At 39.1% G+C, this 12,405-nt stretch carries 5 protein-coding genes, 3 tRNA genes and 2 rRNA genes; all 10 read left to right on the top strand.

Going from position 1 to position 12,405, the window contains the following annotated elements; translation table 11 throughout:
- The first annotated feature begins 23 nt into the window (after window positions 1–23).
- The 10 genes from C8C83_RS07275 to C8C83_RS07230 all read left to right on the top strand — a co-directional run bounded on the left by C8C83_RS07275 (window position 24) and on the right by C8C83_RS07230 (window position 12,389).
- Entirely contained in the window at window positions 24–569 is a 546-nt protein-coding gene (locus C8C83_RS07275) for a hypothetical protein (protein ID WP_121327404.1), read from the top strand.
- A 61-nt stretch (window positions 570–630) separates the two neighbouring features.
- On the top strand, window positions 631–1,227 hold the full coding sequence (locus tag C8C83_RS07270; RefSeq protein WP_121327402.1) for a DUF4082 domain-containing protein: 597 nt from the start codon (window positions 631–633) through the stop codon (window positions 1,225–1,227).
- Window positions 1,228–1,292: 65 nt separating this feature from the next.
- On the top strand, window positions 1,293–1,622 hold the full coding sequence (locus tag C8C83_RS07265) for a hypothetical protein (protein WP_132011707.1): 330 nt from the start codon (window positions 1,293–1,295) through the stop codon (window positions 1,620–1,622).
- Between the two features lie 254 nt (window positions 1,623–1,876).
- Complete coding sequence (locus tag C8C83_RS07260) at window positions 1,877–4,453, top strand: M1 family aminopeptidase (protein ID WP_132011706.1); 2,577 nt, start codon at window positions 1,877–1,879, stop codon at window positions 4,451–4,453.
- Window positions 4,450–5,376 (top strand): DUF58 domain-containing protein, encoded by a 927-nt coding sequence (locus tag C8C83_RS07255; protein WP_121327398.1) that lies wholly within the window; start codon window positions 4,450–4,452, stop codon window positions 5,374–5,376. The genes C8C83_RS07260 and C8C83_RS07255 overlap by 4 nt, the downstream gene beginning before the upstream one ends.
- 86 nt (window positions 5,377–5,462) lie before the next feature.
- Window positions 5,463–5,536, top strand: a tRNA-Asp gene (locus C8C83_RS07250).
- 1,877 nt (window positions 5,537–7,413) lie between these two features.
- Window positions 7,414–8,927, top strand: a 16S ribosomal RNA gene (locus C8C83_RS07245).
- Window positions 8,928–9,060: 133 nt separating this feature from the next.
- A tRNA-Ile gene (locus tag C8C83_RS07240) sits at window positions 9,061–9,134 on the top strand.
- 107 nt (window positions 9,135–9,241) lie between these two features.
- Window positions 9,242–9,315, top strand: a tRNA-Ala gene (locus C8C83_RS07235).
- Window positions 9,316–9,507: 192 nt separating this feature from the next.
- Window positions 9,508–12,389, top strand: a 23S ribosomal RNA gene (locus tag C8C83_RS07230).
- The 16S and 23S rRNA genes sit together here with 2 tRNA genes alongside, the layout of an rRNA operon.
- Window positions 12,390–12,405: the final 16 nt, after the last annotated feature.

The raw sequence follows: 12,405 nt of genomic DNA, 5'->3' as shown, positions 1-12,405 counted from the left end.
TGAATTATTAAAACCAAATTATTATGAAAATTACCAAAACCATTTTTGCCATTTTATTAGTTGCCATTTTTACAACTTCATGCAGTAGCGATGACGGAACAAACGGAATCGATGGAGCTGTTGGGCAAACAGGTCCGGCGGGAGCAACAGGAACGGCAAATGTTATTTATAGCGCATGGTTGACCGCGCCAACTGCAGCTGCAGAAACAGTAGATGGAACTTCAGGAATGTCTACAACGATTAATGCACCGGAATTGTCTGACGATATTCTTTCAAAAGGAAGCATATTGGTTTATGTGTCTTATGGAGCAGGAACGTTTACATTGCCATACACTTCATTGGCAGGTGGAACTGTTAATACGATTACGGCAATTTCTACTCTAAAGAAAATCAAATTGTTTCGTTTTACACATTCAGGAGTAGGAACTGTAGGTCTTCCAACAACTCTTAGCTGGCGCTATATTTTGATTCCTGGTGGCGTTGCAGCTGCGACATCAAAAGAAGCCAAATTAGATTATTCTAAAATGAGTTACGAAGAAGTTTGTGCACATTTTAATATTCAACAATAGTTTTTCTAAAAGAAAATCAAAGAATTTAAAACCAAATAAGTAATCCGTTAATTAATTTATTATGAAAACTTTAAAAACCATTTTGGCACTTTTATTAGTGGCGCTGTTAACGATTTCATGCAGCGGTGATGATAATGATAATAAAGCTCCGGTTACTTATGTGGCCGAAAATCCTTTAGATTCTTATCTGGCAACCTCAGGATTTAATCAAAAAGCAGTAGATGCAAAAAATGAAGGATTCTATGAGTTTGGCTTTAGTTTTAAGCCAACAGTTACTGGCAAAATAACTTCCGTTTTTGCAAAAATGCCAGATACCAATACAGCTTTAAGAATTACTTTGTGGGATGCATCAACGAAAACAGTTATACATTCAGAAAAAATGTTTGTTTCTGTAGCAAATATGGCTTTCGAAAAAACAATATTGCCTATTCAGCTTATTAAAGATAAAGAGTATTTTTTATCAGTTTATAGTGATGACTGGATTACCCGAACAAAAACAGATGGATCTTCAACAACTTATCCTATTGTGGCAGGAAATATTATAATTACAGGTTATGCTTACTCGTTAAATTCAGCAACAGACCCTGTTTATCCTTCAACCAAAAGGGACGATTATTATGCGGGAGATTTTTCTTTTCTGTTTAAACAAACAGAGTAACAGCTCTTTTTTCTAGTTGATTTTCTCAAAATAATATGTTTAATAAATTTCAAAACCAAATTATTATGAAAGCCCTAAAACCTTTTTTACCGCTTTTGATATTCACATTTTTGATACTTATACTTGTGATGATCTCTTATAATAGTAACGATAACAAAGCAGAACGATTTACCTATAATAAAGAAAATCCTCTTACCGCTTATATGGCGTTATCAGGATTTTATCAGAAAACTACAGTCACGAAAAAAGCTTCTGTTTTTTCTGAATCCGGTTTTAGCTCAAAACCAGCTGTTACAGGTAATATAAACTCTTTTATAGTGAACATTCCGGATGGAAACCCTGTTTTAACAGTTGCTTTATGGGATACAGCTTTGAAATTTCAACAAACTGAATAATTTCATTTTTGGATAGCTTGAATTAGTAAGTTTGGAAAAGGTTTGGCGCAAGTCGGACCTTTTTTGTTGTTTTTTGCCACTAATTACACAAATTAACACGAATTTTTTATTTTGATATTGCTTAAAAAGCTTGCCACAGATTAAATGATTCTCTCAGATTAAAAAAAATCATTTTAATCCTTTTAATCTGTGGCAAAAAAGAATAATTCGTGGCAAACTTTTTTTATTTTTACGAATCATATATTCCTATAAAAATGAAAATTTTCTACAGCTTTCTTTGTGTTCTTGCATTTACTACAATTGGTTTTTCTCAATCGAAACAAAAAGAAAATTTTGTTTTAGAAAATGGTGTTTCAGAACAAATGGCAATTTTTAGGAAACATCAAATTTCTAATGTAACTTACGGACTTTCGTTTGAAATTCCGAAAGAAAAACAACAGGAAATTAATTCAAATCTAGCTTTGAACCTGATGATTTCTGATTTAAGCGAGCCTTTATATTTAGATTTTAAAGAGAAAACTCAGAATATAAAATCTATTCAGATTAACGGAAAAAGTGTTGCAATTCTTCATGAGAAAGGGCATATTGTTATTTCTGCTAAAGATTTGATTCAGGGAAAAAATACCATTACCATTTCCTTTATAGCAGGAAATTTATCCTTAAACCGTAATGATGATTTCTTGTATACTTTATTAGTTCCGGATCGCGCGAGTACATTGTTTCCGTGTTTTGATCAGCCGGATATTAAAGGAACTTACAAATTGAGTTTGACGGTTCCTAAAGATTGGTCAGTTTTGGCTGGAGCCGATGTAAAAGAGAAAGTAGAAAAAGGAGATTTTACGGCGTATACTTTTGGCGAATCAGACAAAATGAGTACTTATTTGTTTTCGTTTTTGGCAGGAAAATTTAAAAGCGTTACGCAGAAACCAGGAAATCGAGAAATGACGATGTTGTATCGTGAAAACAACGAACAGAAAATAAAAGTTAGTACAGATACAATTTTTAGTTTACACCAACAATCATTAGACTTTTTAGAAAAATATACCAATTATAAATTCCCTTTTCAGAAGTTAGATTTTGCTTCGATTCCCGTTTTTCAATATGGCGGAATGGAACATGTAGGCGCGATTCAGTATAGAGAATCGACTTTGTTCTTGGATAATAGTGCAACCGACAGCGAGAAATTAGATCGTGCGAAACTAATTGCACATGAAACTTCGCACATGTGGTTTGGCGATTTGGTGACCATGAAATGGTTTGATGATGTCTGGATGAAAGAAGTGTTTGCGAACTTTATGGCAGACAAAATTATGAATCCAATTTTCCCGAAAATCAATCATAATTTACAGTTTTTCTCGGCACATTATGCAAGCGCTTACGCAGAAGATCGTTCGTTAGGAACACATCCGATAAAGCAAAATTTAGCTAATTTGAAAGATGCAGGTTCGCTTTATGGAGCTATTATTTATAATAAAGCGCCAATAATGATGCGTCAGTTAGAAGCTTCGATGGGAAAAGAAGCTTTCCAGAAAGGAATCGAAAAATACATTAAAAAATATGCCAACGATAATGCCGATTGGAATAATTTAGTTGAAATTCTAGACGCTGAAACTCCGCTAGACATGCAAAAATGGAGCAAAGTTTGGGTAAACAAATCTGGAAGAGCCATTTTTACAGATCAAATAAAATATGATGCTCAAAACCGAATTTCAGCTTTTGAAATTCAGCAAAAAGCAGAAGATAAGTCAGATAATATCTGGCCTCAGGTCTTTCAGATTGGTTTGATTTATCCGGATAATGTTAAGATTGTTGAGGTTAATATAAAAGATAAAATGACAATTCTGAAAGAGGTAATCAGGCACCCAAAACCACAAAGCATTGTTTACAATTACAATGGTTTCGGATATGGAGTTTTTCCGCTTGACGGGAATAATTTAAATGCTATTTCAACTTTGAAAGATGAGGTTGCAAGAGCGTCGAGTTATAGCAATCTTTATGAAAACACTTTAAACGGAAATATTTCGCCAAGCAAAGCGTTAGATTGTTTTATAAAAGGAATTCAGCTTGAGCAAAATGAGTTGGTTTTAAAAATAATTACGAATCAGACAAATGCCCTTTTTTGGAAATTCCTAACAGAAAAGCAACAACTCAAAGCGCAGAAACAACTTGAAGATGTTTTGTACGAACGTTTACAAGCCAATTTGTCGAGCAATATAAAAAAGACTTTGTTTAATTTATTCAGTTCAATTGCGTATTCAGATTCGGCGAAAGCCAAATTATATCAAATTTGGAATAAAGAAATTTCGGTTCCTGGTTTAAAATTAAATGAAGATGATTATACCAATATCGCAATGAATTTGGCAATATTCAAACATGAAGAAGCAGATGAAATCTTGAATAAAACCAGAACAACAATCACGAATCCGGACAAACAAAAGCGATTTGAGTTTTTACTTCCTTCTTTATCAAAAGACGAATTGGTTCGAAATGTGTTTATGGAATCTTTAAAAGAAGACAAAAACCGAGAAAAAGAAGCGTGGGTTTCTGTAGGTTTGGCTAATTTTCATCATCCGTTGCGTCAGGAAAGTGCTCAAAAGTATATTAGATTTTCATTAGATTTGGTGAATGAAATTCAGCGCACGGGAGATATTTTCTTTCCAAAAGATTGGTTGAGTAATACTGTTGGAAAATATTCATCGAAATATGCTTTTGATGAAGTGCAGCGATTCTTAAAAGAAAACCCTAATTTTAGTCCAATTCTGAAAAGGAAATTGTTGCAGGCGACGGACGGATTGTACCGCGCACAAAATATTAAAAAAGAAACCGAATGAAAATTGAATCGGAAATAGAGAAAGTCTCCAGTTTTCAGCATCTCGAAATGCTGGCAAATCAGGTAGTAGAAGGTTTTATATCTGGAATGCATAAGAGTCCGTTTCATGGATTTTCGGCTGAATTTGCCGAGCATAAAGTTTATAATGCAGGTGAAAGCACCAAACATATTGATTGGAAGTTATTTGCAAAAACAGATCGTTTGTATACCAAACGTTATGAGGAAGAAACCAATTTGCGCTGCCATCTTATTGTTGATAACTCGTCGTCGATGCATTATCCGGAATTAAAATTCGGTCAGCCTTTTTATGAAAAGAAGATTGGTTTTGCGGTTTTAGCATCTGCAGTTTTGATGAATATCTTAAAGAAACAGCGCGATGCGGTAGGTTTAAGTGTTTTCTCAGATAGTTACGAATATTATGCTCCCGAAAAAGGAAGTGATCGTCATCATAGAATGTTGCTCAATAAATTAGAGCAATTATTAGAGCAGCCAAAAGTCAAGAAAACAACGGACACAATTACGTATTTGCATCAAATCGCAGAGAAAATGCATCGTCGTTCGATGATTATCATATTTACAGATATGTTTCAGTCAGAAGATGATGAAAAGTTGTTTAATGCTTTGCAGCATTTAAAACACAATAAACATAAAGTCGTTTTATTTCATGTTGTAGACGATAAAACGGAGCTTAAATTTGACTTTGATAATGCGCCTCGAAAGTTTATTGACTTAGAATCAGGTGAAGAAGTATCGATTTTTGCCGATAATGTAAAAGTCGAATACGAAAAAAGAGCAGAAGAGTACTTTAAAAAACTGTCTTTGACTTGTGCAAAGAACCAAATTAAGTACGTGCCGGTGAATGTGGGAGATAATTTCGAAAAAATATTGACTACATATTTAGTTGAAAAACAAAACTTTGGCTAATAATTTAAAAATATATTTAATTTTTTTTAGCAAAACACTTGCAGAAATGAAATTCTGTACTATCTTTGCAACCGCAATAACGCAGAGGTTTGGTAGTTCAGTTGGTTAGAATACATGCCTGTCACGCATGGGGTCGCGGGTTCGAGTCCCGTCCAGACCGCAATATTGGGAAAAGCCTTTCTTAACGGAAAGGCTTTTTTGCCCAAATACGGTATCTAAGATTAGTTGTGTTGTTTTGCTACGACTTTGTAACTCGTAGCTGGTTTAGTAGTTAGACCAATGAAAAGCTTTCCACTTTTGTGGATGGCTTTTTTGATTTATAGCCTTTTGGCAAACTCCAAAATTTTTAAAATCTCAATTTTTTAATTCCTAAATTTCGGAATCAAATCGGGTCAATACGAAAACCTGCGGGGTTGTAAATTAGTGATGAATATAACCGCAAAGGGCGCAAAGTTTTTTTTGTTATAGATTACGCTCATTAAACGCAAAGTTCGCAAAGCTTTATCAGTATAGCTTTGCGAACTTTGCATTTTTATAAAACCTTACAAATAAAAAACCTTTGCGTGCTTTGCGGTAAAATACGCAAGGCAAGATGAATAATAAGACTTTGCGAACTTTGTATTTTTTAAAATCCGATATGTATAAAAAACTTTGCTCCCGATAGCTATCGGGATTGCGGTTAAAATAATTAGTTAATACAAAATATTTTAAATTTCTCCACACGTTTTAGTGTTGATCCATCAAATCTCAATTTTCAAATATAGTTTATTGGTTCAACGGAAAAGTAAAACGGATCATGTGTTTTGTTGAGATTAGTGGTTTTGTTTGTGGTTTGCTTTTGTTTGTGCTTACTCATGTCTCTTAGGTGAAAAAAAATGAGAACATTGTCAATGTTGTTCTGTTTTAATTGTGATCGGACGTTTTGGCCTTTGAAAGTAGATTGTGATTAAGGAAAAGTATACTATAATATATAGGAGTTTTTTTTTTTTTTTTTTTTGAATCTATATTATATGACCCGACAGGTTTTTAAAGCCTGTTGGGTTTGTTTTTATGTATATATAAGGTAGCTTTTGTTTGGTTGGGTGGGTTATTGATGAATCTTCCAACGAAATGGGTTTTCTAAGTTGGAGTTTAGATTTTAAAATTTGAAGTTTGATTTTAATAAGGAGCTATTTCCTGCTATCCGCTTCAATCTTTTGTGCCGAACCCCGGCACAAAAGGATTTTCTCTGCTATCAGGGCTAGGGTGGTAGTTTTTAAAAGAAGCGAAGCGATAAAATAAAAACTTTGCGTATCTGCGACTTTGCGAGAAGCAAGAAAAGGCATGAAAATAAGCTTTAGCGTCTTTCTGTGAATCAAAACAAAGAAAGAATCAATAAAAGTAGTATTCCATAGCTGTTATAAAGTAATCAGTAAAGAGGTAATAAAGGTGAAAACTCCTTAAAACAGTTGGATTTTGAAAGGGCTAAATTATGATAAGCATAATGCACGCAGGAAAATTCCTAAAATTGACAAAAAAGTAAAAACTCTAAACTTGCTGTTATCAGAATGTTAAGAAAAAGTTTTGAAAAAGAATAAAAATAGTTTTAAAAAAGGCTTGTAAATGTAAATAAACTACCTACTTTTGCACCCGCAACAGCGATAGACGTTCACTGAAATACTGACAAGCAAACGAATTAAAACGGAAAATTTATTTTCAAAAAAAGATTCCAAAAAGCTTGTGAGATTCGAAAAGGGATATTACATTTGCACCCCGCAAAACATGGAAAGTTCATTGAAAGATTGGTAAATATGAAGTTAAAAAGAAAAGAAATTTTCTTAAAAAAAAACTTCAAAAAACATTTGCCAGTTAGAGATACTTTTTCTACTTTTGCACCCGCTTTGAGAGACAAGCGAAACAAAAAAGAAACACGTTCGTAGACATATTGAATTGACAGCCGTTTTAACAGAGATGTTAAAACAAAAGAATAAGAGTAATAGAATTGAGAGATTCGAAAAGAACCGATAGAGAAAACATCGCAATATAATATTAAAATATACGATGAAGAGTTTGATCCTGGCTCAGGATGAACGCTAGCGGCAGGCTTAACACATGCAAGTCGAGGGGTATAGTTCTTCGGAGCTAGAGACCGGCGCACGGGTGCGTAACGCGTATGCAATCTACCTTTTACAGAGGGATAGCCCAGAGAAATTTGGATTAATACCTCATAGTATAGCTGAATCGCATGATTCTACTATTAAAGTCACAACGGTAAAAGATGAGCATGCGTCCCATTAGCTAGTTGGTAAGGTAACGGCTTACCAAGGCTACGATGGGTAGGGGTCCTGAGAGGGAGATCCCCCACACTGGTACTGAGACACGGACCAGACTCCTACGGGAGGCAGCAGTGAGGAATATTGGACAATGGGCGCAAGCCTGATCCAGCCATGCCGCGTGCAGGATGACGGTCCTATGGATTGTAAACTGCTTTTATACGAGAAGAAACACTCCAACGTGTTGGAGCTTGACGGTATCGTAAGAATAAGGATCGGCTAACTCCGTGCCAGCAGCCGCGGTAATACGGAGGATCCAAGCGTTATCCGGAATCATTGGGTTTAAAGGGTCCGTAGGCGGTTTAATAAGTCAGTGGTGAAAGCCCATCGCTCAACGGTGGAACGGCCATTGATACTGTTAAACTTGAATTATTAGGAAGTAACTAGAATATGTAGTGTAGCGGTGAAATGCTTAGAGATTACATGGAATACCAATTGCGAAGGCAGGTTACTACTAATGGATTGACGCTGATGGACGAAAGCGTGGGTAGCGAACAGGATTAGATACCCTGGTAGTCCACGCCGTAAACGATGGATACTAGCTGTTGGAAGCAATTTCAGTGGCTAAGCGAAAGTGATAAGTATCCCACCTGGGGAGTACGTTCGCAAGAATGAAACTCAAAGGAATTGACGGGGGCCCGCACAAGCGGTGGAGCATGTGGTTTAATTCGATGATACGCGAGGAACCTTACCAAGGCTTAAATGTAGTTTGACCGATTTGGAAACAGATTTTTCGCAAGACAAATTACAAGGTGCTGCATGGTTGTCGTCAGCTCGTGCCGTGAGGTGTCAGGTTAAGTCCTATAACGAGCGCAACCCCTGTTGTTAGTTGCCAGCGAGTCATGTCGGGAACTCTAACAAGACTGCCAGTGCAAACTGTGAGGAAGGTGGGGATGACGTCAAATCATCACGGCCCTTACGCCTTGGGCTACACACGTGCTACAATGGCCGGTACAGAGAGCAGCCACTGGGCGACCAGGAGCGAATCTATAAAACCGGTCACAGTTCGGATCGGAGTCTGCAACTCGACTCCGTGAAGCTGGAATCGCTAGTAATCGGATATCAGCCATGATCCGGTGAATACGTTCCCGGGCCTTGTACACACCGCCCGTCAAGCCATGGAAGCTGGGGGTGCCTGAAGTCGGTGACCGCAAGGAGCTGCCTAGGGTAAAACTGGTAACTAGGGCTAAGTCGTAACAAGGTAGCCGTACCGGAAGGTGCGGCTGGAACACCTCCTTTCTAGAGCCTCAAATGTTAGTTGACTTGTCAACACGTTGAGGAAAAAAGATGTCTATTTATAGGTTTTGAATATTAAGATTCAATTACTCTTGCTGTTAATTTAAAAAAATAATGAAAAACTTAAGAAAAACAGAGTCTCGTAGCTCAGCTGGTTAGAGTACTACACTGATAATGTAGGGGTCGGCAGTTCGAGTCTGCCCGGGACTACTATTTAACTTAAGAAAGGAAATTCTGGAAGTTGGAATTCACCAAAAGAAATTAGAGAAGAATTAGAAATCTAAAATCTGAATTCTACAATCTAAGATTTAAGAAATGGGGGATTAGCTCAGCTGGCTAGAGCGCCTGCCTTGCACGCAGGAGGTCAACGGTTCGACTCCGTTATTCTCCACAAATTTAGTCGAAAGACTAAAGTCTGAAAGTCAAAAGTATGACTTTATGACCTTAGACTTTACAACTTTCGACATAAATAAAGTTCATTGACATATTGAGATAAGAAAATAATAAAAAGTAGAAAGCGTTTTTTACAATTTATTGTAGAAAACAAAAAAAAACGGTCTTGTTTTAAGTAACAAGATTGGTACAATAAGCAAAATAAGGGCGTATGGGGGATGCCTAGGCTCTCAGAGGCGATGAAAGGCGTGATAAGCTGCGAAAAGCTACGGGGACGGGCACACACCGATTGATCCGTAGATACCTGAATGGGGCAACCCACTATGTTGAAGACATAGTACACCGATAGGTGGGCAAACCCGCTGAACTGAAACATCTAAGTAGGCGGAGGAGAAGAAAACAAAAGTGATTCCGTAAGTAGTGGCGAGCGAACGCGGATTAGCCCAAACCAATGATGTTACGGCATTGTTGGGGTTGTAGGACCACGACATTTTATGTACAAGGAACCGGAAGTTACTGGAAAGTGACGCCATAGAGGGTGATAGCCCCGTATGGGTAACAAGTATAATAGATAGTGGTATCCTGAGTAGGGCGGGGCACGTGAAACCCTGTCTGAATTTGGCGGGACCATCCGCTAAGGCTAAATACTCCTGAGAGACCGATAGTGAACCAGTACCGTGAGGGAAAGGTGAAAAGAACCGTGAATAACGGAGTGAAATAGATCCTGAAACCATACGCTTACAAGCGGTCGGAGCCCTTTCGTGGGGTGACGGCGTGCCTTTTGCATAATGAGCCTACGAGTTAACGTTGCTGGCAAGGTTAAGTGGTTAAGCCACGGATCCGTAGCGAAAGCGAGTCTGAATAGGGCGCTTTAGTCAGTAGTGTTAGACGCGAAACCGTGTGATCTACCCATGGGCAGGATGAAGCTGTGGTAACACACAGTGGAGGTCCGAACCGGTTGACGTTGAAAAGTCTTCGGATGACCTGTGGGTAGGGGTGAAAGGCCAATCAAACTCGGAAATAGCTCGTACTCCCCGAAATGCATTTAGGTGCAGCGTTATGTTTAAAGTTATATAGAGGTAGAGCTACTGATTGGATGCGGGGGCTTCACCGCCTACCAATTCCTGACAAACTCCGAATGCTATATAATGTTTCATAACAGTGAGGGCTTGGGTGCTAAGGTCCAAGTCCGAGAGGGAAAGAACCCAGACCATCAGCTAAGGTCCCCAAATATACGCTAAGTTGAAAGAACGAGGTTTGTCTGCCCAGACAGCTAGGATGTTGGCTTGGAAGCAGCCATTCATTTAAAGAGTGCGTAACAGCTCACTAGTCGAGCGGACGAGCATGGATAATAATCGGGCATAAGCGTATTACCGAAGCTATGGATTTACAAGCAATTGTAAGTGGTAGGGGAGCATTCTAACAGGGTTGAAGGTGTATCGTAAGGTATGCTGGACTGGTTAGAAAAGAAAATGTAGGCATAAGTAACGATAATGCGGGCGAGAAACCCGCACACCTAAAAACTAAGGTTTCCACAGCTATGCTAATCAGCTGTGGGTTAGTCTGGTCCTAAGGCGAACCCGAAAGGGACAGTCGATGGCTAACGGGTTAATATTCCCGTACTACTAATTACTGTGATGGGGTGACGGAGTGATGAAAGCGCCGCGAACTGACGGAATAGTTCGTTGAAGTACCTACCTATAAGATCTGCAGGCAAATCCACAGATCTTGGGGAAATACGATAGTACTCGGAGTCTTCGGACAAAGAGATAGTGCGCCTAAGGGCTTCCAAGAAAAACCTCTAAACTTCAGGTAATTAGTACCAGTACCGTAAACCGACACAGGTAGTTGAGGAGAGAATCCTAAGGTGCTCGAGAGATTCATGGCTAAGGAATTAGGCAAAATAGACCTGTAACTTCGGGAGAAAGGTCGCCAGCGCAAGCTGGCCGCAGTGAAGAGGTCCAGGCGACTGTTTATCAAAAACACAGGGCTCTGCAAAATCGTAAGATGAAGTATAGGGCCTGACACCTGCCCGGTGCTGGAAGGTTAAGAGGAGATGTTATCTTCGGAGAAGCATTGAATTGAAGCCCCAGTAAACGGCGGCCGTAACTATAACGGTCCTAAGGTAGCGAAATTCCTTGTCGGGTAAGTTCCGACCTGCACGAATGGTGTAACGATCTGGACACTGTCTCAGCCATGAGCTCGGTGAAATTGTAGTAACGGTGAAGATGCCGTTTACCCGCAGTGGGACGAAAAGACCCTGTGCACCTTTACTATAGCTTAGTATTGACCTTGGATAAATGATGTGTAGGATAGGTTGGAGACTGTGAAGTGGCGTCGCCAGGCGTTGTGGAGTCATTGTTGAAATACAACCCTTTGTTTATCTGAGGCCTAACCCCATATTGTGGGGGACATTGCTTGGTGGGTAGTTTGACTGGGGTGGTCGCCTCCAAAAGAGTAACGGAGGCTTCTAAAGGTTCCCTCAGTACGCTTGGTAACCGTGCGTAGAGTGCAATGGCATAAGGGAGCTTGACTGAGAGACATACAGGTCGATCAGGTACGAAAGTAGAGCATAGTGATCCGGTGGTTCCGCATGGAAGGGCCATCGCTCAAAGGATAAAAGGTACGCCGGGGATAACAGGCTGATCTCCCCCAAGAGCTCATATCGACGGGGGGGTTTGGCACCTCGATGTCGGCTCGTCACATCCTGGGGCTGGAGAAGGTCCCAAGGGTTGGGCTGTTCGCCCATTAAAGTGGCACGCGAGCTGGGTTCAGAACGTCGTGAGACAGTTCGGTCTCTATCTACTGTGGGCGTTAGAAATTTGAGTGGATCTGATTCTAGTACGAGAGGACCGAATTGGACAAACCTCTAGTGTATCTGTTGTCCCGCCAGGGGCACCGCAGAGTAGCTACGTTTGGAAGGGATAAGCGCTGAAAGCATATAAGCGCGAAACCCACCACAAGATGAGATTTCTTTTAAGGATCGTGGAAGATGACCACGTTGATAGGCTATAGATGTAAAGGCAGTAATGTCATAGTCGAGTAGTACTAATAATCCGTAAGCTTATGTACACCTTTTCCCGCACCG

This window comes from Flavobacterium sp. 90, assembly GCF_004339525.1.
Lineage (GTDB): Bacteria > Bacteroidota > Bacteroidia > Flavobacteriales > Flavobacteriaceae > Flavobacterium.
The sequence above is the reverse complement of the archived record's forward strand: the minus strand, read 5'-3'. Positions and strand labels throughout refer to the sequence as shown.

Bases quoted from the DNA above. Each gene is read 5' to 3' on its own strand.
- C8C83_RS07275 (WP_121327404.1), top strand. From the start codon at position 24: ATGAAAATTACCAAAACCATTTTTGCCATTTTATTAGTTGCCATTTTT.
- C8C83_RS07270 (WP_121327402.1), top strand. From the start codon at position 631: ATGAAAACTTTAAAAACCATTTTGGCACTTTTATTAGTGGCGCTGTTA.
- C8C83_RS07265 (WP_132011707.1), top strand. From the start codon at position 1,293: ATGAAAGCCCTAAAACCTTTTTTACCGCTTTTGATATTCACATTTTTG.
- C8C83_RS07260 (WP_132011706.1), top strand. From the start codon at position 1,877: ATGAAAATTTTCTACAGCTTTCTTTGTGTTCTTGCATTTACTACAATT.
- C8C83_RS07255 (WP_121327398.1), top strand. From the start codon at position 4,450: ATGAAAATTGAATCGGAAATAGAGAAAGTCTCCAGTTTTCAGCATCTC.